Below are 23,343 nucleotides of genomic sequence, written 5' to 3' on the forward strand. Positions count from 1 at the left end.
GAGGTGGTCGTCACGCTCCTGCACCTATATCTGCAGCCCGATAATTATTAAAGCCATTTGCGGGATGTTGTACTAGGCCGCCGTATTCTTTGGAAACCTCGATACCGGCCAGTCCCTGCTTGCAGGCGAGGCGCAATGCGGGGCCAGCCCATGTCTGCTGTGACGAAGGCTGGGCAGAGAGCGGGGCGATGATATCCAGTGCAAACTGCCGCGCGGTCTGGCGCAATTTCACGGCAGCGGCTTCCCACCATGCGCCTGTGTGGAGTGCGTCTGTCATGCTGCATTTCCCTGTGTAGTAGAGACAGTGGCGGCAGTGGCGGTGCGGATGACGCCAGCTTGTGAAAGCTCTGCAATGCGGGCGCTGGAGTATCCGGCAATCCGCGTGAGCGCCTCTTCCGTGTCTGCGCCTAGCGCGGGCGGGTAGGCCAGTTCGGGCATATCGGCATACTTGAACGGGTTGCCGAGCATGCGCACGGTGGCGTCGCCTTTCCGCTTGCTGACCGTTTCCACCATCTGGCGGGCTTCGATCAACGGGTGCTGCAGCGCTTCGTCCACGTTCATGACCACGGCTGCAGGCACGCGGCCTGCCTTGAAAATGCTGAGCCATTCGGCGGACGGGCGCGTGGCAATGGCCGCGCTGAGCGCCTGCGTGAGTTCGCCCACATTGCGGATGCGCGAGGCACCGTCCTTGAAGCGGTCGTCGTCTGCGAGTTCCGCCTGCCCGATGGTTTCGCACAGCTTCCGCCAGAATGCTTCGCCGGTTGGTGCAAGGGCAATCCATTTGCCGTCTGCCGCAAGGTAGATGTCGCTCGGCGCAATCATGGCGTGCCGTGCGCCGGTGGCCTGCGGTGCCGGGCCGCCGCCGAGCCAGCTCTGCGCCTGCCACGTGAGCATGGCCACCTGCGCGTCGAAGAGGGAAATCTGGATGTGCGCGCCTTCGCCGGTGGTCAATGCCTTCACCATGGCAGCGGTTGTGGACAACGCCAGATACAGGCCGCCCGCCAGATCCGCAACCTGATACCCCACACGGGATGGCTTGCCGCCTTCCTGACCCGTGATGCTCATCACGCCCGACATGGCCTGCAGCATCAGGTCGAAAGCCGGTGCATCGGCGTACTCGCCTTTGTCGTCCAGCCCCACGATCTGCGCCACCACAATGCGCGGGTTGATGTGGCGCAGGGTCTCGAAATCCACACCCAACCGCTTTGGCACGGAAGGCGCAAAGCCATAGATCACGGCATCGGCTTTGCGCACCAGATCATCGAATGCCTGTTTGCCTTCCGGCGATTTCAGGTCGATGGCCACGCTGCGCTTTCCGCGATTCACCGAGAGAAAGAACGGAGAATCGCTGGTGTCTGTTACGGGAGGAATCTGGCGTGCGTAGTCGCCGTCGAGGGTCTCGATCTTGATCACTTCCGCGCCCAGTTGCGCAAGCAACTGTCCGCCGAACGGGCCGCCAAGCACCCAGCTCAGATCTAGAATCAACTTACTTGAAAGCATTTTTTCTCCATCTTGATTTTAGAAAGCCTCACATCAACGCGCCATGGAATGTGAGGTAATGGCTCGTTCTCAGTTTAAACATCGGTTGTAAGCGGGCACAATTGATTTAAACTGACGTCTCATGTGAGGAGTTCTAACACTGTATGCAACGACTTCCCCCGCTGAATTCCATCCGCGCATTTGAAGCTGCGGGCCGGCTGCGCAGTTTCTCGAAGGCGGCAGACGAGCTGTCGGTCACGCATGGCGCCGTCAGTCATCAGGTCAAATCGCTGGAAGAGTGGCTTGGCGTGAAGCTCTTTCGCCGGCTGGGTAAGTCGGTCGAGCTGACCGATCAGGGGCGGCTGTATCTGGACTCCATCAGCCCAGCGATTTCGGTGATTGCCTCTGCGTCGCGCAGGATCAGCGCGCACGAGGTGATCCGGGTGAATGCGCTGCCGACATTCACCATGCGCTGGCTGTTTCCGCGCCTTGCGCAGTTTCGTGCGCGGTATCCCAACATCGAGGTTCAGATTTCGACCGGGCTGGAGCCCATGAGCAAGCTGCCTGCCAACATCGATGTGGTAATCCGCCGCGAGCCGCATGAAGTTGTGGGGCTCAACAAGATGCGCGTGCTTTCGGAGTGCTCGTTTCCGGTGTGTTCTCCCTCGCTGCTCAGGCAGCGGCCCTTGCGGAGCATTACCGACCTCAGTCACCACACCATCCTGCATTGCCCCGCAAGGCGCACGGCGTGGGAAGACTGGCTCGCAGCGGCGCATCACAGCCGGGTGGTGCCGGAGCAGTCGCTGGAACTCGAGCACCTGTATTTCTGTCTTCAAGCAGCAATTGATGGTATTGGTGTTGCCATGGGGTACTCGCCTCTTGTGGTGAACGACATTGCATCGGGCCAGCTTGTGGCGCCGTTTGGCAACCTAACGCTGGACTCGCCCGGCTACTTCATCATCACACGCAATGAACGCCAGCACGACCCTGTCGTCAAGACGTTTTTCGAATGGCTGATGGAGGAGGGCGCGAGTTTCGACAGTGAGTTCGCCAGCGTGTTTGCGGCCGCTCAGGCAACCCAGGTGGCTCAAGCAGTGTCATGATCCGGCGAGCCTTGTTTTCAACGCTTTGATTGATGGATTTCTACCGGCATATCAGGATGAAGGACCGACCAGCTCGGGAAACCTGGTAATTGCGTCGCCGCCCTGGCGTAGCCGCAGCGCCGGCGTGCCAGTGGCTACCAGTGTCGATGGCGATGTAAATCCGCACAAATCTGGCTGCGTCAAAGGTCGGCGGCATCCCGTGCGCAAACGGCGAGATTCGGCACACGTCTTCCTCGGGATGCCATGATAAGGATGGAGAGGGAGTCGACGCGGGGCGCGTAGACAGTCGTGGTAGAAAGGCGGTTTGCCGAAGAAACAGGCGCGGCACCGGCCACCAGACCTCGCTCGTACGGCCAGGACGAAGCTGGCGGGCTCGCCCACGTTTGTCAACAAGCAGAAGAATGGTGGTAGTGGGGTATCCGTCAGCAGAACCCATGTTGACCTGGGAATACTGCTCCGGCAGTTCATTGGCATTGTGGAGGGCGTCGGATGCTATGGCATCACGGCTGACGATCTGATGTCAGAACTGATAGCCACGGTCCCGCCAGCACTGCCAATCAGCAAGGGCCTGCTGCGTCATCTCGTCGCTCTCCAGTGGCACGAGTTGCACTAGTGGTACAGCAAGCTTGCGCTTGTCCCATCGTATCCACACGAAGACTTCAGACTCGCACACGTCCTCCGGCGCCATTGCGATCACCTGAACCCGGTCGCCGGGGTTGAGCAGCGAGGTTGGCGATCGCTTGCGAACCTCAGCTTCAAACGGGACAGTGAGTTGCTCCTCGAGGTAGTAATACAATGCCATCGACCGCTCCTCTGAACTGTAAGCGTCGACGACTATCTCCATCGTGATTCGGTGTTCACGATCTTGGTCGGACTTGGGTCTAGGCATTCTTATTGTGCGAATGGCGAAGCATACTCAGAGATCGACGACCTTGCGCAGTAGCGCGAAGGAGACACGCCAGTGACCTTCGTTCGGGTCGCACTGAATGGAGGCGGTCTTCTGGTTGAGGCGCACGATGGTGCCGATGCGTTCGCGCAGGTGCTGGTCGGTGAAGCTGACAGTATCGCCGACGAGGAAGTCCGCACGCTGCGCCCGGGGTGGCGGCGGCGGTGAAGCGTGCGGCGGTTGCTGTGCGGCGGTAGTGGGCTCGGCGAGCACGGAGGCTTAGGGCAAGCTCCAGTGTCGGCCACTGGCGATGTCCTAGACCACAGCCTGGGTCTGACGCAACTCAAGGATGCGCCCTTGGCGCATCGGCTGGGTAAGGTCGTCCGCAACGTAGCCGACAGTCATGCCGATATGCAGGTGCCTGCGGACTTCGAGGATACGCTTGGGATCGTTGATCATCCCCCCGATGGTCAGATACAGGCGATATAAGTCGGCACTCGGGGCTAGGCGCAGGGCGTCAAGGATGTCCATGACGCGCAGTTAACTCCAGTTCCGCGTCGGCCCGGACCAACGCTCGGGCGTTCTGGCCTTAGCCTCAGCATAGACCGCTTCACGGTGCGCCAGGACCGCCGCGGCTACGCCACCGTGGCGCTGCACCGGTGTCACGAATTTCAGTCCACTATGCTTGTGCTCGTGGTTGTACCAGCGCACGAATCGCTGCGTCCATGCGCGTGCCTCGTCCACGCTGTCGAACGCCTGGCGCGGGTAGTCCGGCCGATATTTGCAGGTTCGGAACAACGACTCCGCGTAGGGGTTGTCATTGCTCACGCGCGGCCGGTTGAACGAAGCGACCACCCCCAGGTTTTCCAGGGTGGCCAGCATCGTCGCGCCCTTCATTGGACCGCCGTTATCCGAGTGCAGAACCAGAGGAAGTCCTGCCAGACCTTCGGCCAAACTGGCTCGCCGCATGAGCAACGCCGCCAACTCCGCCGATTCCGCCCGATGCACATCATGACCGACGATCTTGCGGCTGAACACGTCCAGTATCATGTACCAGTAGTAATACTGGCCCTTGATTTCCGCTGGCAGTAGAGTAAGAGACAGGGCGTAGTCGGACTATTTCCCTGCCTCTCCTCTCCGAACCGGACTTGCGCCTCTCAACGCATCCGGCTCTCCGTTCAAGTGTTGCTCATAGCAAAGGCGACATCGGGGTAGCGCGACTCGATGGTACGGCGTGTCTCACCGCGCAGGATGTACGGATTTTCCATCAGGGTGCGCCAGGTAAAACGACCTTTGCGACTGGTAACCAGACGCCGAAGCGCCACCGCTCCATACCATCCCCGACTATTCAGGCCCTCCAACACCCATGTTTTCGCCTGTCCCGGCGCTGGCGCCAGAACATGGTCGCGCATCAGCGAGCGGAACCCCCGCCTATATTTGCGCGCAAGCCAGTACCCGAACTTCCAGAAGACAGATCGGTCCAGCTTTTTGAACATGGTGGCTGTGTAGTCGGTGTATTGATAGAAGGCAGCCCAGCCAACGATCTGCCGATTCAGGCTTTCCATCAGGTCCATCCGGTTCATGCCGTAGTTGCCCGACAGTTGCTTGACGAGCCTCCCGGCAAAGCCGCGATACTTCTCCCACGGTATGGTCGTCACAGGCCTCATGCTGCCGCGTGGCCCACGCTTGCGAATGATCCGGTGGCCGAGGAAGACAAAGCCGTCGTTCACATGCGTGATATGGGTTTTCTCCATATTCAGCGTGAGTTTCAACTCGCCTTCAAGGAACCCACGACATGCTTCGCGTACTGCCTCGGCATGTTCGCGTGTGCCCTTTACCACAATCACAAAGTCGTCCGCGTATCGACAGTAGGCCACTGCTGGCTTCCACTGCCGGCTTTCTCGAACAGCAATGGGTCGCTGTTTAAGAATTGCGAAGTTCCACGCCCACCGATCCTTCCGCACTTTCTTGTTCAGGTAGTTCCGTTCCATCCACGCATCGAACTCATGCAACATGATGTTGGATAAGAGAGGCGAGATGACACCGCCCTGAGGAACGCCTTCGCTTGCAGCACGAAACAGCTCGCGATCAACACAACCTGCCTTGATGAACTTCCAGAGCAGGGCAAGAAAGCGCTGATCGGCAATCCGCTTGCGAATCCCCTTCATAAGCAGCCGATGATGAACCGTATCAAAGTAGCTGGCGAGGTCGCCCTCGATAACCCAACGTCCCGCAGTACTTTGTTCACCGCTGTCTTGTAGCTGGAGCTTCACCGCGCGAATCGCGTGATGTACGCTACGGGCAGGCCTAAAGCCATATGAAGCCGGGTGGAAATCGCTCTCCCATATCGGCTCCATCGCCATCAACATTGCCCGTTGCACGATCCGATCCCGCAGGCTCGGTATGCCGAGAGGTCTGAGTTTTCCGTTCGCTTTCGGTATGTACACGCGTCGTGCAGGCAGCGGACTATATGAGCCCGTCAGCAACTCGTCGCGTATCGTCGCCAGTTCATGCTGGAGATTCTCTTCCATCATGCACTTGTCGACCCCGTCCACGCCCGGCGTGCGGGCTCCACTGGAGGCCAGTGTAATGCGAGCCGCTTCGCTCAGCCAATCCCTATTGGCAATCAGTCTCAGGAGTCGATCGAACTTTCGCTCTTTGTCCTCCGTCGACCATGTCGCCAGTTTGCTTTGCATTTCACTGATTATCAAAGGTCTTCACCTCACTAAAGTCAGCTAATTAACCAAACAAACCACTTCAACTGCCTCCCTTCGCCATGTGGCCGGCTTTCCCGACCTCGGACTACTACGGAGGCTCCGCCAGTTTGCACATCATCGGGGGCACACTCCCTTGGCATCTGTGCAAACCTTCCCCAGTTCACATGCTGGACTCAACGCATGGGCGAGGTTGCCTGTCGCAGTCTTTATCCTTGCTTGCCGCAAGTCGTCGCGAACACCACGGTCTAGCTGCGCGCTCCCCATGGCTCCTTGCTGCTCGGCTTACATATCCAAGTAGCATTCGTGCCACCGGGCCATGGATGTGCCCGGTAACAGCTCGCGTCATGCCCATCAAGCGGTGTGGGCAGGGGTGACATTTCAACCCTCAGATGCGTTTCAACAGGTTCGTGTTCCTCAACCGTCCCATGCTCAGCCTAGAGACTCATCTTGGCGTAACCGCTTCGCCGCAAGCCCCGTTTCCCACGGACTACGTCACCCTGCCAGTGTCAGCAGGTCACCGCCGCTTCGGCTCACTTCCTCTCGCAGCAGAGGAAGGGCATGCCCCGGTACTGCACAATTTCAATTCCGCCGGGTCCTGCATTCCAAACATGCTCAAGCAGCTTCACCCCCAAACGGGCGGGCTACGCTGGCTGGGCGTACTCCAGGTAATGTCCCAGCTCCACACCTGATTGGGTCCGGTGGCGCAATGGCTGGTCACCACCCGGGCCGACGGCTTGCGTGCACGACCGCGGTGATGCTGCCGCGACGTGCTACGCAAGACACGATAAAAGCTCGACTCCGAGGCCACGTACCGGCCGCGGTCCGCCAGCGTCGGTACGATCTGGCTGGGCGGCAAACTGGCAAACTCCACGCTGTTGGCCACCTCAAGAATCTGCTGGCGTTCCGGCTCGCTTAGCTTGCTGGCTGGCGCTGGCCGCTCAGTGGTGGTGCGAGCATCTGCGACCACCTCGTCGCCATCCCGAACCCAGCGCTGGAAGGTGCGCAGGCTCAGACCCAACTCGTCGCGAGCCTGCGTCAGTCGGCAGCCAGAGTGTTCTGCCTCTCGAATCAGCGATATACACAACAGGCGATCTGGGACGCTGATCAGTCGTCCTCTATTTCTCCCCAAATCGTCTGGGCTTTTTTTTCTCAGGATGAGCAGTGCGGCCGCTTCCGCCAGCGCCTTCTCCTTTCGCTGTAATTCCTTCTCAAGCTGCTGGATGCGCTTCTTGTCTCCTTTCGACTGAAGCCGTTGCTCTCGCGCCTGCTCACCTGCGTTGGCATTGGCCGATCGACAGACCTCTCGCCAGGCAGCGATCTGCTACGCATAAAGACCCTTGCGGCGGCAATACTCGGCCAATTCCGCTTCATTGAGCGGCGCGGTTTCCAGCACCACCGCAAACTTGTCTTCCGAGGACCAGGCCTCGGGGTTCTTTCCATCTCCCGGCACCGGGACTCCTTGCGCTTTCATCTGTCGACGCCAAGCATACAGCGTCTGCTCAGTGATTCCAGTCTCCCTTGCCAGCGCCGACACCAACGCGTTCTCGGGGGGGCATCATGCGGCGCAACAGTGCTTCCTTTCTCTCTGCTGAATAGGCTCTCATTCACTCTGACTCTACCGCCCCCAGACTGGGTCAATCGAGATCAGGTAACACGACAAATGGTATGAACGCCCCCACCTACCGCCAGATACGGAGGCGCAAAATGAGCGATTCCCCACATTTCAACGTCATCGATGCGGCCAAAATGAAGATGATCACTGACTTCATCACCGGAGAGTTCGAAATGAAGCGTACGACGGTCGGGGTGGATATCGCGAAGAGTGTCTTCCAGCTTCACTGGGTGGATGCTGACACAGGCGAAATTGTGAACAAGCAACTAAAGCGCGCCGTGTTCCTGGAACATTTTGCGAATCGCGAACCGTGCCTTATTGGCATGGAGGCCTGTGGCGGTTCCCAGCACTGGGCACGGCGATTGACCGAGATGGGCCACCAGATCAAGCTGATGCCGGCGAAGTTCGTCAAGGCTTTCGTGATCGGCAACAAGAATGACCCGGCTGATGCGCGTGCGATCTGGATGGCCACACAGATGCCAAGCAAAGCCGTCGCAGTGAAGACCGAAGCGCAGCAGGCCGTACTAGCTTTACATCGGTTGCGGCAACAGAAAGTCAAGTTTCGAACGATGCAGATGAACAGCCTGCGGGGACTGCTATCCGAATACGGCGAGGTGATGGCCAAGAGCCGCGCCGCACTGGACAAGGCGATCCCCGGGGTGCTGGCAAGGCTCGCGGAGCGGCTGCCAGCAATGCTGATCGAATCGTTACGCGAGCTGTGGAATGACCTTGAGCGCCTCGACAAGCAAATCGCAGACATTGAACGGCGCTTGCAAACATGGATGAAAGAAGACAAGGCATGCAAGGCAATTGCCGCGATCCCGGGCGTTGGCTTGCTAACAGCGACGGCCACAGTCGCGAGCATGGGTGACGCGAAGGCGTTCAAGTCCGGGCGCGAGTTTGCCGCCTGGCTCGGTCTCGTACCCAGGCAGACTGGCACCGGCGGAAAGGTCCAGCTACTGGGAATTAGCCGGCGCGGCGACACGTATGTGCGCACGCTTCTGATCCACGGCGCACGTAGCGTGCTTTCCCACGCGAAGCATGCTGGAGCGTGGGCCGAACAAATGCAGAAACGACGACCGGTGAACGTGGTCACCGTAGCACTCGCCAACAAGATGGCTCGAACTATCTGGGCCATCCTCGCGCATGACAAGCCATACAAGCAGGATCACGTGAGCACGCGACCGGCTTGACTTCAAAATAGAAGATAGTACGGGGGGGTAGACCGCGAAGATTACAGGATGACGTCGAAAGGTTGCGTTGGCAATCGAGTGTGATGACAAGACAGGTCGGACCGGGATTCGCTAAACCTGAAGAATAGTTAGAGCGTTCAGCTCGTGCGACAAATTAGGAGCGAGTCAGCGGATTTCATCGGGGCCAGCAGCGTATGCTGCGGAAGGCCGCATATAAAGCTGCAACCTATCCTGTTGAAGCAGAACACAAGAAAACCTAGCGCATCGGGGGCGTTCATATAAACTATTCTGACGCCGGGGGTTAGTAGCGCGAAGCCCTCTGCAGCGAGCGATGAAAGACCGTCCAAAGCCTCACTTCCGCCTTTGGCATCATTAATAGGTGGCACCCGGCACTGAGGAGAGCAGCCATGACACCATGGCTCTCGACCGAGCAAATATGCAGGATACGGCACTCCCAGTACGTAAGTTCCGCAATCCTCAATGTTCCGCCGAATCAATACTCCTGCGGCAAACCTCGGTTCATACAATGAGCGGCAATGCATTGTATTGATCAAGTAACGGTACGCCGAGGCTATATCTCCCGTCTCCATCGAGAAATAGCCCCGTACGTCACGGCGAGGAGTTTTTAATAAATGGCCAGGCTGGGTATTGACATTGGTGGTACGTTCACCGATTTCGCACTTGAGACTTTTCACGATGGCGCCGTGCGTCACCACTTCCTCAAGGTACTTACAACGCCCCACGCACCAGAAGTTGCAGTTGTGGAAGGCACCCGCCAGATACTGGCTGCAGCGGGCCTTCAACCGGCTGATGTCAAAAGCCTCGTGCACGGCACGACATTGGCGACCAATGCAGTCATCGAGCGTCGTGGCGCACGCATCGCGTTCCTTACGACAGAGGGGTTTCGCGATACCCTGGAAATGGGCAACGAAAGCCGGTACGACCATTATGACCTCCATGTAGAAAAGCCAGAGCCGCTCGTCCCACGTTACCTGCGGCTGACAGTGCGGGAGCGCCTGGCGTCAGATGGCAAGATCCTGGTTCCCCTGGATGAGGAGGGCTTGCGAGAACTGTTGCCGACGCTGGATGAAACAAAGGTGGAAGCTGTCGCGATCGGGTTCTTGCATAGCTTTGCCAATCCGGAACACGAACGTCGGGCTGCGGAACTGCTGCGCGCATGGCGTCCCGGGATACGCGTTTCCCTGTCCTGCGAAGTCGCGCCTGAAATTCGCGAGTACGAACGCTTTGCCACCGTTTGCGCGAACGCCTACGTCCAGCCCGTCATGGCGGGATACCTGGAGCGCCTTGAGCGCGAAATGGAGACCCTCGGCATCGCCGCGCCATTGATGTTGATGCTCTCCAATGGCGGCTTGTGTGAAGCCGAAGTAGCGCGACGCTTTCCGGTGCGCTTGCTCGAATCAGGGCCGGCAGGCGGAGCCATTCTCGCCGCCCATGTTGCGCGAACGCTCAAGCTGGATCGTGCGCTGCTCGTCGACATTGGCGGGACGACAGCGAAACTCTGCTTTATCGATAATGGCGTGCCCCAGACTGCGCGCTCAATGGAAGTCGCGCGTATCGCCCGTTTTAAGGCCGGAAGCGGCATCCCGCTGCGCTTTCCAGTCATCGAACTGGCTGAGATCGGCGCCGGTGGCGGCTCCATCGCGCACCGGGACACGCTCGGACGGCTGCAGGTGGGACCTGAAAGTGCCAGTTCGGTGCCAGGGCCTGCTTGTTATGGCCGAGGCGGCACAGTACCCACGGTCACGGACGCACACCTGCTGCTGGGCAGAATCGACCTCGACGAATTTGGCGGCGGCAAGATGAAGCTCGATCCAGGCGCAGCCCTGCGTGCGTATGAACAACTGGGCGATGCGCTCGGCATGTCAGCCCAGGACGCCGCCTGGAGCGTGTGTGAAATTGTCGATGAGAACATGGCCAGTGCGGTGCGCGAACACGCCGTGGAAGTCGGCAAGGGACTCGATGGCCGCACCCTCATCGCGATTGGCGGCATGGCCCCGCTCCATGGCGCTCGCCTCGCCGCCAAACTGGGGCTGGACCATGTGATCGTCCCTGTCGGCGCGGGTGTGGGCTCCGCATTGGGCTTTCTCCGGGCGCCTGTCTCTTTCGAAGCCACCCGCAGCGTCCTTCTTTGCACGGCGCAATTCGATCCCGATTCGGCCAATGCCATCGCCGATGCCCTCATCGCAGACCTGCGTCAGCTGGTTCGCCGAGCTGCCTCGACGCAGCCCATGACAGAGCATCGCATGGCCTGGATGCGCTACCAAGGCCAAGGCCACGAGATTCGTGTCCAATTGCCGTCCCGGCGGTTCCACGCTGGTGACGGCGAATCCCTGAGGCAGGCCTTTGAGGCGGCCTACGAGGCATCCTACGGCCGCACGGTCGAAGCAGGACAGGTTGAGATCCTCGGCTGGACCATCCGGGTTGAAGCCTCGGACGTCCAGGCGACACCCGCTCCCATGCCTGGGCACTCACCCGCAGCCAGGACGATGGGAGCGGCGTCTCCCAGATTCCGCGATGCGTTCGACCAAGGTGCGAGAACCTGGGAAAGCTACGCGGTTCATCGCATTGCCGAGCTCCGGCTGGCCGATCCTCTACCGGCGCCGGCTCTGCTCGCAACTAATGAAACAACGGTCGTGGTACCGCTGGGTTTCACCTTTGCACTTGGGACGACCGGAGAGGTCCAGCTCCTGCGCTATCAGGCGTCCGGCGCCCAAGGCACCGCTATCGCCCGAGCCGAAATGCCTGCCAGCATCCGCCTGCAAGTCCTGTGGGACCGACTCAATGCCCTGGTTGAAGAGCAGGCACGCACCATGATGCGGACAGCATTCTCGCCGACCGTACGGGAAGCCGGCGACCTGGCAGCCGGACTCTTCGATTTGCAGGGACGCCTTGTCGTTCAGGCGGTTACCGGAACACCGGGCCACGTGAACTCCCTTGCCGCATGCACGGTGCACTTCCTGAAGAAGTACCCGCTCGCGGAAATGAGTGAAGGCGACCATTTCATTACCAATGACCCGTGGCTTGCCTCGGGGCACCTGCACGACATTACTGTGTTGTCGCCCGTATTTCAGGCTGGCCGGCCCATCGGCTTTTTTGCCTGTACCTGTCATCAGGTCGACATCGGCGGCCTTGGCATGGGGCCGGACGCAAAATCCGTATATGAAGAAGGCCTTCAGATTCCAATGCTCAAGCTGGCGCGAAAAGGCCAGCTGAATGAAGACCTTCTGGAGATGGTGCGAGTCAATGTGCGTCAACCCGAGGCAGTGATTGGCGACATCCTTTCCTACGTCACCGCCAATGAGAGCAGCGGCAGGCGATTGGTGGCAACACTGGATGAGCTGGGTGAAGCGGGGCTGGAAAGGATAAGCGCCTTTGTTTGCGAACGCTCCGCCGCCGGCATGCGCGCAGCGATCGAGAAACTGCCGCGTGGTACGTTTCACCACAGCATGGAGCTCGATGGCTACGATACTCCAGTGCATATCGAATGCCAGGTCACGATCTCCGAAGATGGCGTTTCAGTGACCTTCGATGGCACTTCCGCCGCCAGTCAGCGTGGAATCAATCTGGTTCTGAATTACACGCGGGCCTATGCCTCCTTCGGAGTCAGGGCGGCGGTCGCGCCGTCCGTTCCCAACAATGCCGGTTCGCTTGCGCTTGTCGAGGTCAATGCCCCGGTGGGCTCGATTCTCAATGTGGAGCGCCCGGCCCCGGTCTGCGCACGACATATCATCGGGCAATTTCTGCCGGAAGTCGTTCTGGGAGCGCTTGCGGCTGCGATGCCTGACAGCGTGCCGGCAGAGGGTGCGGCATGCAACTGGGGCCTCCAGTTGCGTGGCACCAGCGAGCAACAGCAGGGATTCGAAATCCTGTTCTTCAACTCCGGAGGATCAGGTGCGCGTCCGAACAGCGACGGGCTCTCCGCAACTTGCTTCCCAAGCGGCATCCGTTCCATCCCAGTGGAGATCTGCGAAAGCGTTGCTCCCATCGTCATATGGAAAAAGGAGCTGCTGCCCGGATCGGGAGGCGCCGGCAAATGGCGAGGCGGCCTGGGTCAGCGCGTGGAAGTGTCCACCCGTGACGGCTCTTCATTCCAGTTCTTTGGTCTCTTTGACCGTGTGCGCAACCCTGCGAGAGGCCGCAATGGTGGCATGGACGGGGCACCGGGATGGGTTGGCCTCACCACCGGCGAGACCCTCAAGTCGTTAGGCTTGCAGACGGTTCGCTCCGGCGAAGTGTTGCGCATCGATGTTCCCGGCGGCGCGGGCTTTGGCAGCGCCGAAGCGCGTGACAACGACGCGCGTCACCGCGACTCGGAAATGGGGTACGTAGCATGAAAAGCGGCGTGGTGATAAGCACCCGAGGCGGCTGGCAAAGGCTTGCGCCGGCAACAGCGCCGCGCCCGACCAGCCCGTCCTTCAAGAGTTTGTTAGCAATCTGAACCCGTTTCCTCATAAAAAGGGTCCTAAGTCAACTTTGACTCCGTTGGAGGAGAAGTGCAGCCTGAGACTAATTCCTAACCACATCAATTCCCATGAAACCATTCATCGCTTCGTTGGCACGCTGTCTTGTGGTGTTACCCATGGCGCTCGCTGCACAGACCGGTATGGCACAGGAGGGTCCTGTCAAGATCCTCGTCGGTTTCCCGCCGGGCGGCGTGACTGACGTCGTTGCTCGCCTGCTGGCCAAAGGCATGCAGGCAGAAATCGCGAGACCAGTCATTGTAGAGAATCGTCCAGGAGCCGGCGGCCAAATTGCGGCACAAGTCCTCAAGTCCGCCGGCCCCGATGGCAATACACTGTTCCTGACCAACAGTCATACCACTGCCATGATTCCCTTTACGAATCTCCATCCGGGATTTGACCCCCAGAAGGACTTCGTTCCAGTTGGCCTGGTAGGGACGATGCCGAACTTCTTCGTCGTGAATCCGGAAATGGTAGGGCCCGAAGTCGACAGCCTAAAGGCCTTTTCTCAATGGGCAAGAGCAAAGCCCGGCCGGGGCAACGTCGGCGTTCCCGCGCCGGCGAGCGCGCCGGAGTTTTCCATCTCGCTGCTGAACAAGGCGTTCGGCGCGGACCTCAAAGCCGTTGCCTACAAGGGAGATGCGCCGATGGTGCAGGACCTGCTGGCAGGACAGATTCCCGCGGGGATCTGCGCGATGGCCGCCGCGCTGCCTCACGTTCGCGCCGGCAAGCTCAAGCTTCTGGCTGTCGATGGACCGGAACGGCTGCCTGGCTTTGACGTCCCCACCTACGCTGAGCGAGGGGTCAGCGGCCTGAGCGATGTCATGACAATCGGCATCGTCGCGCCGGCCGGGACCTCGCCGGCGTTGGTGACAAGGTACAACACAGCCATCAACAAGGTCGTCGGATCGAAGGCCTTCCAGGACCGGGTTGCGGAATCCGGCATCATCGCCAGCACTGGCACCCCGGATGACATGGCGCGCGTTACGGAAGGCAGCAGGAAGGCCAATGCCCAGTTGGTGAAAGCGGCCGGATACCAGCCGCAGTAAAGGCTCTGCGGCAGACTGTCAGTATCAGTCTGCCGCGGCATCCCCGGGGTCAGGACATGGCGTCAATCGTAGAAGGCAGGGCTCACGCTTGCGTGCAGCCAGTTGATCAGTGTTACCGCATCGAAAATCGGCAATCCGGTAGCCTCGCGGAGGGCCCTGGAATGTCGCGGGAAATTGGCACACTCGCAGACAATAGCGCCCACATCCGGGTGCCGCTGCAGCAGGCGCCGCGCCGCCGCAACCACTTCCTGGCGATGAGCCAGTCCATCTAGCCGCAGCCGGCTCTCGCGATGGTCGCGAAGGAATGTACTGCTTTCATCGAGCGCTTCGACTGGCAGGTCGGGCGACACGCCGATGGCACGAAATAGTTCACCGGTGAGCCCCGCTCGTGTCGCCGCCAGGATCCCGACGCGGCGTCCTGCCGGCAGGAGTTGCTGCACCATGGGGATCTGTAGAAGGCTGGACGTAGCGACCGGAACGGGACAGCTCGCCGCCAGCCGGGATTGCAGCGGTGCCAAGAAGCCGCAACTGGTGGCAATCGCATCAACCCCGGTAGCCACCAGCTCCCTTGCGCCCTCCACCAGAGCTGCCAGCATCCCCTCGGTGTCGCCGCGCGCCGCCGCCGCCGCATCGGCGCCGCGCATGACCGCATACTGGACCGGGAATGGCCAGGTTGCGGCATGACCGACGTCGCCGGGCAGCCGCTCAAATCCAGTGTCGAGCATCAAGATGCCAACCGAAACACCGTGTACGGTGCGTGACCGCCGTCCGGCGTCGTAGGCATCCATGGTCAATCAACGAAGCACTTGCATGACTCCATGCTCGCAGGAATCGGCCGTCCCAGCTGCGTGAGCTTCTTTCGGCTGATTAGTGTCGTGTAGTCATTGGGGCCCGGCTTGACGGGTGCCAGCTCAGACGGCCGCTTGCCATCCAGGATCCTTGCTGCCAGTTGGGCTGCCTGTGCACCCTGTGCTGCATACGATGCGGAGTAAGCGACTGCCACCACCCCGCTTTTCTTGATGAGCTCTGTCTCCGCGCTCAGGATAGGAATCTTGTAGCGGTCGGTAACGGAAGCCACGGCCGGCATGGACGACTGCACGAGATTAGAGCCGATGGCATAGACGAAATCGACGTCCGACAGCATCTGCGTCCGCTGCGGCACGTCCATGGAGGCATCGACACTAATACTACGCAGGGTCAAGCCTTGCCGCGCCGACGCCGCTTCGATGGCCTTGATTGCCACCACATCGTTTGCCTCGCCTGGGGAGTAGAGCACGCCGAACCGCTTGGCACCGGGGAACATGCGCTTTGCGAAGCTCAGCACCGCGTCATAGTCCATTGCACTGGCCGATCCAACGAAGCGCGCACTACCCTGGCGCCAGTTGGGCACGAGACCAGCCGCCACCGGATCGCTGATCAGACAGAACACCATCGGCAGAGACTTGTCCGTAATACTCGACAGTGCTGCCTGAGAAACCGGGGTTGTAACTGTCAGGATCACCGCCGGCCTCTTCGCCTCAATCTGCCCAAGGATTTGGGGGATCATCGCGGGCGTGAAATTCGCGTCGCTGTAGACGTACGTGGTGTTCTTTCCTTCCACGTAGCCATGCTTGCGCATTTCCTCCTTGAAGCCGGAAACGCTCTGATCCAGCGCGGGATGTGGACCAAAGTTGGCAATGCCGATAACGGTATTGCCTTGGGGGCCGCCTCTCGCGGTCGTCTCGGCCGCGCCAGTTGGCGCGGCCAGTGTGGCAGCCGCCAGCGCCAGGCCCGCCATCGCGACGCTCGCCGTCTTTAATCTTGTCAACATGATCGTTATCTCCGGGGAAGGCGTGGTGCAGGTTGCTCCTGGGTTCAGAGGGATTCCGAGAGCTCGTCCAGTGGCTTGATACCGCCTTCGTTCGCGATGAGCGCACGTTTGCGGACATATCGCAGGATGCTCGTCGCACCGTAGCGCGAGCCGCCCATGCCCGAAAATTTGAAGGCCGTCTTCTCCCCGTCGAACATCATGCCGCGTTGCAGTTCCGTGTCATTGATGCTGACACCACCGGCTTCCATCTTCGTCGCGAAATCCCCGGCGGTATGCGTATCCGGGCCAAAGACTGCACCGCTGAGGCCATAGATGGAGTCATTGGCAAGGCGCACTGCCTCATCTTCGCTGCAGAAGCGCATGACCGGCACCACGGGGCCGAACGTCTCCTGCGTCATCAGGTCCATTGAGTGGTCCACATCGACCACGATGGTTGGGTCGAGCCACACCGCACCGCCGACATTCTCCACCGCACCGCCGGTAACGATGCGGGCACCCCTGACGACTGCGTCTTGCAACTGTGCCCGGACAATTTCCCCTTGGGCGGCATGAATGAAGGGCCCATAGTGACCACCGTCCGCGGCAGCCGAACTGCGGCGAAGCGTCTGAACTTGTCGGACCAGTTCCTGCACGAAAGCCTCGTGGATGGACTCTTCTACGTAGACCCGCTCGATTGCGTAGCAAACCTGCCCGGTGTTATAGATGGCACTCCGGAGGATGCTGGTGGCGGCACGTTCGAGATCTGAGCCGGCCAGCACCACGGCCGCGTCCTTGCCGCCAAGCTCGAGGAATGCCGGGATGAATCGCTCCGCGGCAGCAACCGCGATCTTGCGTCCGGTTGCCACGCTTCCGGTAAATACAATGGCGTCGACGTCCGAAAGCAGGGCCCGGCCTGTTTCTGCTGCGCCCTGGAGCAGTGTGATCACGCCTTGCAACTCAGGCACGCCTTCGATAGACGCACGCAACGGCTCCACGAAGCGGGGTGTCACCTCGCTTGGCTTGATGACCACCGCGGCGCCGGCGAGCAATGCGGGGATGGCGTCGATGAAGGAAAGCACCAAAGGGAAGTTCCACGGACTGATGACACCGACGACCGGGTATGGGACCAGGGTCGTCTTGAACACGACATCACTGTTATTGCGGAACTTGCGAAATGGCTGAGCGAGGACTTCCGGTGCAGCTTCGCAATACCCATGAATGAAATGGATAACAGCACCAAGCTCTTCCCGGGAGATCCTGGCGCGAGCCGTATCGTCTGTCAAAGCACCGGTGATGGCGTCTGCCTTACTTTCCAAGGCCTTGGCCCATGCCGACAGGACATGAATACGGTGTTCAAGCCCTTTTCCGTACCACTCCCGTTGCGCGTCCCTTGCCCGCGCTACCGCGTGGCTTACCGTATTTGCATCCGCAGGGATGAACTCATAATCCAGTTCGCCCGTACGGGGGTTCCTTACTTTGATCACTGCCATGCGTTCCTCTTCGTCAATCGCACCCCGCTGTCGGGTATGACGACGATCCTATGCGAGGAACACGTCGGGTCGTATTGGGCCCAACAAACGAATGCTGATCGACTAGAAAATGCTGCAGATTCCCAATCTCCCGGCCGAGGCAGGGGCTTACAGGTCTTCTCCTGCGGTAACGCCGGGCGCGGATGAGGAGCGGGCCCGGACGTTGCGCAAATCAGCCATCCGCCTGGCATCCTTGGGAGCGAAGCCAAAGTAATCGCGGAAAGACGCCGTGAAACTCGTCTGGTGCTGATAGCCCACTGCGAACGCCACCTCGTTGACACTCAGGCGTTCGTTTCCCAGCAATTCCAGTGCCCTGTCCATGCGCGCCCGATGGCCGCATTCAAATACTGTCATGCCGTAGAGAAATTTGAAGCCGCGCTTGAGTTTGGATGTGTTGGTCCCTACGGCGCGCGCCAGCTCCGGGATCGTCATCATGTGCCGAAGGTCGCCGACAAGAAGATCTCGCGCCTTTTCAATCAGGCGCAGGTCCCGCGAAGAGAACACCTCGGCGGTATGGTGGCTTTCGAGATAGGCCTGCCACAGATCCAATGACGCGCACATCACCTCATATGCCTTGGCCTGAGCGAAGAGCAGGCGCCGATAGCCTTCGTACGGATTCTCCAGCAGTTGCTTGACAGCGGTCAGCACCTCAGGATTGACCGGCATCTGATGGCAAAACACTTGCTCATTTCGCAGCTTCTGCAATTGCTGCCAAAGGGGGCCATCAACACCCATGGAGGCCCTCAGGAAACTGTGGAAGTAATCACGGCTGATATAGAGGCCAACGGAGCGCCAGAGGCCCGGACCGCACGACACTTGGTAATGCATGTCATCGCCCTGATGCACCACAGTGAGGTTCGGCGAAGTGACTTCGATTCTTCCAGTCTCAGAGAACTCAACGCTCACCGGACCGGCGACCATGAAATGAAATTCGATATAGCCCTCGGGAAGCACGCTCTCACTATGCTGCCGAGTAAGGTAGCCATCCGAGACGACCAGAAGGATCTCATCCCGGATGCTGATCAGCTCCCACTTCCCTTCTTCGGGGTCGTCAGAGACCGGAACGGATCCTCCATACAGGCCGGCCTCTCCGTGCGGAGCGGAAGACAAAAGTCCCAACTGATCGCGAAGCGCGCTGAATGCCTCGCTGGTACGAGCGTGATGGCCAGCCAGGCGCGTACGGAACAAGCCATCGTTTCCCGGCTCCGGCGACGTAAGATTCAAACTGGCCATCATGTCTTCCCCAAGCAAATTCTGGATTGTGCCGTTACGCGCTTTCGCGGGCGCGATTGACCGGGACGCTGTGCCGCGAACGCCGGCGATGCCTCGGCGGCCCCGGCAAGACCGGCGCAATGTCGCCGCGTGGCGGCTCATCGTAATGCCCTCCGCTGCCGCCCTGGTCACGCCAAAAGGAATTGAGTTCGGATTTCCTATGTTCCCAGCGCTACCGCACAGGCGGGATAGGCGCCCGTTAAGGTAACGTCAGACTACCTTCCGAACTATCCGAGAAAACCATGAGGCACTACTTGAGCCGCCTGCAAGCACGCGGTGACCTGGCAATTGTGGAGCGCGAAGTCGATCCCCGTTTCGAAGCGGCCGCGGTCGCGCGGCAACTGCAACGTGTCTCGAACCAGGCCGTGCTTTTCAAGAACGTGCGCGGCTCCGCACTTCCGGTTGTCATGAACCTCTATAGCGACCATGAGCGGCTGCGCGAGATGATTCGTTGTGGTACACGCACCTTCTGCGAGCGGCTAGACGAGGAAATTGAAGTCGCTGCCACTCTTCAAAACTATGCGGAAGAGGATACGCAGCCCGAGCGCCTCCAGAGCGGGAAGCTCAGCGACCTGCCAATCCTGACTTACCACGAGCGGGACGGCGCTCCGTACATCACGTCCGGCGTCTTTCTCGCACGTGACCCTGACACAGGCGTGCCTAACCTGTCGTTCCACCGCTCAATGGTAATTTCCGACCACGAGCTGAGAATTCGGCTGGGAAGCTCACACGATCTCGCCCGCTATCAGGCGGCTGCCGAGCGCCAGGGAAAGGCGCTGGAAGCCGCCATTCTGATCGGCGCCCCTCCCGAAGTCTTCATGTCCGCTTGCGTCTCGTTGCCTCCCCAGGCAAACGAACTGGCAATCGCCGCCGCGATGCGAGGCGGCCCTTTGCGCACACGCCGGTGCCAGACCATCGATCTTTCCGTACCCGCCGCCACCGACATCGTGATTGAAGGCAGGATCCTCCCAAACGTGCGCCGCCCGGAGGGTCCTTTCGGCGAATTCATGGGCTATTACGTCGATGTGGGTGACAACCACGTGTTCGAAGTCACGCACGTCGCCTGGCGCACCGGTGCAATCTTCCATGGCCTGATCTGCGGCTCCGACGAAGACCTGCGGCCGCTCGAGGCTGCCACCGCCGCGCGCATCTATCGCGCTATCAAGGGACAGGTACCGGGCATCATCGATGTGTCCTGCAAGCCCACGGTGATGAACACGGTCATCAAGCTCCGGAAGCAGTACGAGGGGCACGCACAGCATGCGCTGCTTGCGGCAATGGGCGCGCATCTTGACTACAACAAGCTTTGCATCGTGGTTGACGAAGATGTCGACATCTACAACCTGGATGAAGTGATCTGGGCTTTCGTGACGCGGGGGCGTGCAGACACCCGAACCATGGTGCTGAACAATGTCCCAGGCTTCTACCGCGATCCGCACAAAGATCACTGGGGCCGCCTTGCCATTGACGCGACTAAACCCTGGGGACGCGAAGCGGAGTTTGAACGAAAGCGCATTCCTGGCGAAGTGGAAATTGAACTTGGCAAGTATCTGCCCGCCTTTGCATCGGAGGTGCGCTGAGATGAGCAAGAACCGCACCCGCATAGTCGTTGGCATCAGCGGTGCCACCGGTGCCATCTACGGTGTCCGGCTGCTGGAAGCCCTGCGGCTACTCGATGTCGAAACCCATCTGCTGGTGTCGGCGTCAGGCTGGCTGACCTTGCAGCAGGAATGCAGCATAGACAGGCACGCAGCACAATCGCTCGCCGACGTAGCCTACGACATCCGTGACATTGGTGCCACCCTGGCAAGCGGGTCCTTTCGGCACCAGGGTATGGTCGTGGCGCCTTGCTCCATGCGAACATTGGCCGCGGTCGCCCACGGCTTCAACGACAATCTGCTAACCCGCGCTGCGGACGTAACCCTGAAAGAGCGGCGGACTTTGGTGCTTCTCGCAAGGGAAACGCCACTAACTTTGGCTCATCTCCGAAACATGACTGCAGCAACTGAGATGGGCGCCGTCATCATGCCCCCGGTGCCGGCCTTCTATGCCTTGCCCAAGACGCTCGATGAGCTGATTCGCTATACCGTATGGCGGGTATTGGACCAGTTAAGTCTCGCTTCGGAATCCGCCTACCAGCGATGGGAAGGCATGCGGACACATGTGCGATCGGTGCGTGCACAACCTGATGACCTCACCGTGCTGCATGCCTAACGGAAAATCCTGACTTCCTTGTCTCAATGGCACCGCAACGCCGGCAGGGATAACCAGAGCAAGCCTGGGCGAATGACACTTCTATAAACCTAACGCGCTTGCCTGCCTACACACCAATACCCGCTCTGGCATGACCCGACCGATTGGTCGGACAATCCGCTCCAAGGGAGCTCCGTTCCGCTATCCCACACAAAAAGAAGCCGTCCCGAGGGACGGCTTTCAAGTTGCGGATGGAGACACCGCATAAGGAACCACAGAAGAAACCGTTTGGAGTCAGGCTGCTCTTGCAAGGCGCTCCTGCACCGCCTTGCGTGACTTGCCTGGCTTACGCTTGGCAAGGATAAGAAGTGTGATCAGCACAAAAACTGCAGTTACCATTTTCAGATCCGACGGCTGGAAGCCGAATGCCAAAACGATCGAAATAAGTTGAAAATACACAACCGAGCCCAACACAGGCGCTGCCACCTGCCGCAGGATCGTCCGGTTGCCGATGATCGCCTCACCAAGCAGCAGCGATGCCAGCCCGTTGATCAGCGTGCCGAAGCCCATATTGACGTCAGCGAAACCCTGATTCTGTGCTAGCAGACCGCCTCCGAGCGCTGCGATAAGGTTTGCCAACCCAAGCCCAACGAGCACATAGACCTTGATATTGATGCCCTGCGCCTTGGCCATCGCCATACTGGAGCCAAGCGACCGCATGGCCATCCCGTGCTGTGTCCCCAGAAACCAGAAGATCAACGCGATAAGCGCGATATCGACGACGGCAAGCAGTGCGATTCGGCTTGTCAGTGTTCCGTCGTCACCGGGCAGGTATTGGAAGAGATTTGGGAACGTGAACAAAGCAGTGTTCGGCTGGCCCATGACCCGGATGTCAATTGAATACAACATGGACAGCACCAGAATGCCGCACAAGAGCGTATTCACCTTCACCTTCTCATGAATATACGCAGTGGCGCTTCCTCCCAGGAAACCCGCTGCGGCACCGATGAGTAGTGACGACACGGGTTCAAGCCCTGCGCTCAGGCATTTCGCCGTCACGCAGGCACCAAAGGCAAGGGTCCCTTCACCCGTCATATCTGCGAAATTCAGGATCCGGAACGGGATCATCACCGCGATCGCAATCAGGGCGTAGATGAGCCCTTGCATCAGGCCCATTGGCACCAGGTTGAGGAATGTATCGAACAGGTTCATGCGCTCACCATGCGAAGGGAGGGGTTTTCATCGTCGAACGCGGCAATCAGCTTCTCAACTGTCATGCGCCGTTTCTGCTCCAGGGACAAGTCGGCAACAACAGCGCCATGCCGCATCATGATTAGCCGGTTTCCATACTGCAATGCATGGTGCATGTTGTGCGTGACCATCAGCGTAGTCAGCCCTGCCTGGTCAACCACTTGCGAAGTCACTCGCATCACGGCTTCGGCGGTCCGCGGGTCCAGCGCCGCGGTATGTTCATCCAGCAGCAGCAGCTGCGGTTCACGGAGGACCGCCATCAGCAGCGAAAGTGCCTGGCGCTGTCCGCCGGAGAGCAGTCCCGCCTGTGCCTTCATCCGATTCTCCAGGCCCAGGCCGAAGGTGCCAAGCCGCTGCTGAAACTCGCGAGCCTGCGCCGAGGTCAAGCCACGGCCGAAGGTTCTGCGCTGCCCGCGCAAGGCGGCAACAGCCAGATTCTCTTCGATATTGAGCGCCGCAGCGGTACCGATCGACGGATCCTGAAAGACTCTGGCGATGTACTTTGCGCGCAGGTGGGTGCCGAGTGGGGTCACATTCACGCCGTTGACGCGGATGCTCCCCGAATCCGGCAGGACTTCACCGGCGAGCATGCTGAGCAGCGTCGATTTTCCTGCCCCATTCCCTCCCACTACCACGACGAAATCGCCCTGGTTCAACTCGAGGGTGACCCCGTCGATCGCAACCCGTTCATTAGGTGTGCCGGCATGGAAGGTCTTGTGCAATCGTTCGACTTGCAACATGGTGGAATCAGAATTTGGAGATGACTGTGACATGTTGCGGGCTCGCCGG

Annotated in this window: 18 protein-coding genes and 2 pseudogenes; 6 read left to right on the forward strand and 14 right to left on the reverse strand. The window is 59.8% G+C overall.

The window, feature by feature from the left end; all coding sequences use genetic code 11:
- Positions 1-10: 10 nt before the first annotated feature.
- On the reverse strand, positions 11-277 hold the full coding sequence (locus tag AC07UK_RS37430; protein ID WP_494688172.1) for an acyl-CoA dehydrogenase family protein: 267 nt from the start codon (positions 275-277) through the stop codon (positions 11-13).
- Positions 274-1,500 (reverse strand): CaiB/BaiF CoA transferase family protein, encoded by a 1,227-nt coding sequence (locus AC07UK_RS37435; RefSeq protein ID WP_492316724.1) that lies wholly within the window; start codon positions 1,498-1,500, stop codon positions 274-276. Before AC07UK_RS37435 ends, AC07UK_RS37430 begins: the two co-directional genes overlap by 4 nt.
- A 143-nt stretch (positions 1,501-1,643) precedes the next feature.
- On the opposite strand from AC07UK_RS37435, the gene gcvA reads away from it, so the two are divergent.
- On the forward strand, positions 1,644-2,582 hold the full coding sequence (gene gcvA, locus AC07UK_RS37440) for a transcriptional regulator GcvA (RefSeq protein ID WP_492316723.1): 939 nt from the start codon (positions 1,644-1,646) through the stop codon (positions 2,580-2,582).
- A gap of 520 nt (positions 2,583-3,102) precedes the next feature.
- On the opposite strand, the gene AC07UK_RS37445 is transcribed toward gcvA, so the two are convergent.
- From AC07UK_RS37445 to AC07UK_RS37470, 6 genes and pseudogenes are all read right to left on the reverse strand, one after another.
- Positions 3,103-3,471, reverse strand: coding sequence for a calcium-binding protein (locus AC07UK_RS37445; RefSeq protein WP_494693916.1), 369 nt, complete (start codon positions 3,469-3,471; stop codon positions 3,103-3,105).
- Positions 3,472-3,498: 27 nt separating this feature from the next.
- Positions 3,499-3,741 carry a hypothetical protein gene (locus AC07UK_RS37450; RefSeq protein ID WP_492316721.1) on the reverse strand — a complete coding sequence of 81 codons (243 nt, stop codon included), beginning with the start codon at positions 3,739-3,741 and terminating at the stop codon, positions 3,499-3,501.
- Positions 3,742-3,783: 42 nt separating this feature from the next.
- Positions 3,784-3,999 carry a hypothetical protein gene (locus AC07UK_RS37455; RefSeq protein ID WP_492316720.1) on the reverse strand — a complete coding sequence of 72 codons (216 nt, stop codon included), beginning with the start codon at positions 3,997-3,999 and terminating at the stop codon, positions 3,784-3,786.
- Positions 4,000-4,011: 12 nt separating this feature from the next.
- Positions 4,012-4,563, reverse strand: a pseudogene (locus AC07UK_RS37460) (transposase); the annotation flags it as partial.
- 83 nt (positions 4,564-4,646) lie between these two features.
- Positions 4,647-6,164: a group II intron reverse transcriptase/maturase gene (gene ltrA / locus AC07UK_RS37465; RefSeq protein ID WP_494688170.1), complete on the reverse strand. Its 1,518-nt coding sequence runs from the start codon at positions 6,162-6,164 to the stop codon at positions 4,647-4,649.
- Between the two features lie 682 nt (positions 6,165-6,846).
- A pseudogene (locus AC07UK_RS37470) lies at positions 6,847-7,789 on the reverse strand (transposase); the annotation flags it as partial.
- Between the two features lie 181 nt (positions 7,790-7,970).
- Between AC07UK_RS37470 and AC07UK_RS37475 the strand changes: the two are divergent.
- The 3 genes from AC07UK_RS37475 (at position 7,971) to AC07UK_RS37485 (ending at position 14,520) form a co-directional block, all read left to right on the forward strand.
- Positions 7,971-8,990 carry an IS110 family RNA-guided transposase gene (locus AC07UK_RS37475; protein ID WP_494688173.1) on the forward strand — a complete coding sequence of 340 codons (1,020 nt, stop codon included), beginning with the start codon at positions 7,971-7,973 and terminating at the stop codon, positions 8,988-8,990.
- A gap of 632 nt (positions 8,991-9,622) precedes the next feature.
- Positions 9,623-13,345 carry a hydantoinase B/oxoprolinase family protein gene (locus AC07UK_RS37480; protein WP_492316716.1) on the forward strand — a complete coding sequence of 1,241 codons (3,723 nt, stop codon included), beginning with the start codon at positions 9,623-9,625 and terminating at the stop codon, positions 13,343-13,345.
- 197 nt (positions 13,346-13,542) lie between these two features.
- Positions 13,543-14,520 carry a Bug family tripartite tricarboxylate transporter substrate binding protein gene (locus AC07UK_RS37485; protein ID WP_494688169.1) on the forward strand — a complete coding sequence of 326 codons (978 nt, stop codon included), beginning with the start codon at positions 13,543-13,545 and terminating at the stop codon, positions 14,518-14,520.
- A gap of 62 nt (positions 14,521-14,582) precedes the next feature.
- Here AC07UK_RS37485 and AC07UK_RS37490 read toward each other — a convergent pair whose 3' ends face one another.
- The 4 genes from AC07UK_RS37490 to AC07UK_RS37505 all read right to left on the reverse strand — a co-directional run bounded on the left by AC07UK_RS37490 (position 14,583) and on the right by AC07UK_RS37505 (position 19,074).
- Positions 14,583-15,308, reverse strand: a complete 726-nt coding sequence (locus tag AC07UK_RS37490; RefSeq protein WP_494688168.1) for an aspartate/glutamate racemase family protein — start codon at positions 15,306-15,308, stop codon at positions 14,583-14,585.
- Between the two features lie 2 nt (positions 15,309-15,310).
- Positions 15,311-16,330 (reverse strand): ABC transporter substrate-binding protein, encoded by a 1,020-nt coding sequence (locus AC07UK_RS37495; protein WP_494688167.1) that lies wholly within the window; start codon positions 16,328-16,330, stop codon positions 15,311-15,313.
- Between the two features lie 44 nt (positions 16,331-16,374).
- Positions 16,375-17,799, reverse strand: a complete 1,425-nt coding sequence (locus tag AC07UK_RS37500) for an aldehyde dehydrogenase family protein (RefSeq protein WP_494688166.1) — start codon at positions 17,797-17,799, stop codon at positions 16,375-16,377.
- A 147-nt stretch (positions 17,800-17,946) separates the two neighbouring features.
- Positions 17,947-19,074, reverse strand: a complete 1,128-nt coding sequence (locus AC07UK_RS37505; RefSeq protein WP_494693917.1) for a helix-turn-helix domain-containing protein — start codon at positions 19,072-19,074, stop codon at positions 17,947-17,949.
- A gap of 278 nt (positions 19,075-19,352) precedes the next feature.
- On the opposite strand from AC07UK_RS37505, the gene AC07UK_RS37510 reads away from it, so the two are divergent.
- Positions 19,353-20,690 (forward strand): UbiD family decarboxylase, encoded by a 1,338-nt coding sequence (locus tag AC07UK_RS37510; RefSeq protein ID WP_494693918.1) that lies wholly within the window; start codon positions 19,353-19,355, stop codon positions 20,688-20,690.
- Position 20,691: 1 nt separating this feature from the next.
- Positions 20,692-21,324 (forward strand): UbiX family flavin prenyltransferase, encoded by a 633-nt coding sequence (locus tag AC07UK_RS37515; protein WP_494688163.1) that lies wholly within the window; start codon positions 20,692-20,694, stop codon positions 21,322-21,324.
- Between the two features lie 273 nt (positions 21,325-21,597).
- Here the strand turns inward: AC07UK_RS37515 and AC07UK_RS37520 are convergent, their stop codons facing one another.
- On the reverse strand, positions 21,598-22,515 hold the full coding sequence (locus AC07UK_RS37520; RefSeq protein ID WP_492316708.1) for an ABC transporter permease: 918 nt from the start codon (positions 22,513-22,515) through the stop codon (positions 21,598-21,600).
- The gene (locus tag AC07UK_RS37525; protein ID WP_494688162.1) at positions 22,512-23,294 is read right to left on the reverse strand and encodes an ABC transporter ATP-binding protein; all 783 of its coding nucleotides are present in this window, start codon (positions 23,292-23,294) and stop codon (positions 22,512-22,514) included. The genes AC07UK_RS37520 and AC07UK_RS37525 overlap by 4 nt, the downstream gene beginning before the upstream one ends.
- Positions 23,295-23,343: the final 49 nt, after the last annotated feature.

This window comes from Cupriavidus sp. GW821-FHT07C08, assembly GCF_059419025.1.

Excerpts from the sequence above, each read along its gene's own strand:
- ltrA (WP_494688170.1), bottom strand. The coding sequence starts at position 6,164 with ATGCAAAGCAAACTGGCGACATGGTCGACGGAGGACAAAGAGCGAAAG.
- AC07UK_RS37520 (WP_492316708.1), bottom strand. The coding sequence starts at position 22,515 with ATGAACCTGTTCGATACATTCCTCAACCTGGTGCCAATGGGCCTGATG.
- AC07UK_RS37430 (WP_494688172.1), bottom strand. The coding sequence starts at position 277 with ATGACAGACGCACTCCACACAGGCGCATGGTGGGAAGCCGCTGCCGTG.
- AC07UK_RS37505 (WP_494693917.1), bottom strand. The coding sequence starts at position 19,074 with ATGATGGCCAGTTTGAATCTTACGTCGCCGGAGCCGGGAAACGATGGC.
- AC07UK_RS37455 (WP_492316720.1), bottom strand. The coding sequence starts at position 3,999 with ATGGACATCCTTGACGCCCTGCGCCTAGCCCCGAGTGCCGACTTATAT.
- AC07UK_RS37515 (WP_494688163.1), top strand. The coding sequence starts at position 20,692 with ATGAGCAAGAACCGCACCCGCATAGTCGTTGGCATCAGCGGTGCCACC.
- AC07UK_RS37500 (WP_494688166.1), bottom strand. The coding sequence starts at position 17,799 with ATGGCAGTGATCAAAGTAAGGAACCCCCGTACGGGCGAACTGGATTAT.
- AC07UK_RS37525 (WP_494688162.1), bottom strand. The coding sequence starts at position 23,294 with ATGTTGCAAGTCGAACGATTGCACAAGACCTTCCATGCCGGCACACCT.
- AC07UK_RS37510 (WP_494693918.1), top strand. The coding sequence starts at position 19,353 with ATGAGGCACTACTTGAGCCGCCTGCAAGCACGCGGTGACCTGGCAATT.
- AC07UK_RS37475 (WP_494688173.1), top strand. The coding sequence starts at position 7,971 with ATGAAGCGTACGACGGTCGGGGTGGATATCGCGAAGAGTGTCTTCCAG.
- AC07UK_RS37495 (WP_494688167.1), bottom strand. The coding sequence starts at position 16,330 with ATGTTGACAAGATTAAAGACGGCGAGCGTCGCGATGGCGGGCCTGGCG.
- AC07UK_RS37485 (WP_494688169.1), top strand. The coding sequence starts at position 13,543 with ATGAAACCATTCATCGCTTCGTTGGCACGCTGTCTTGTGGTGTTACCC.
- AC07UK_RS37445 (WP_494693916.1), bottom strand. The coding sequence starts at position 3,471 with ATGCCTAGACCCAAGTCCGACCAAGATCGTGAACACCGAATCACGATG.
- AC07UK_RS37435 (WP_492316724.1), bottom strand. The coding sequence starts at position 1,500 with ATGCTTTCAAGTAAGTTGATTCTAGATCTGAGCTGGGTGCTTGGCGGC.
- gcvA (WP_492316723.1), top strand. The coding sequence starts at position 1,644 with ATGCAACGACTTCCCCCGCTGAATTCCATCCGCGCATTTGAAGCTGCG.
- AC07UK_RS37490 (WP_494688168.1), bottom strand. The coding sequence starts at position 15,308 with ATGGATGCCTACGACGCCGGACGGCGGTCACGCACCGTACACGGTGTT.
- AC07UK_RS37480 (WP_492316716.1), top strand. The coding sequence starts at position 9,623 with ATGGCCAGGCTGGGTATTGACATTGGTGGTACGTTCACCGATTTCGCA.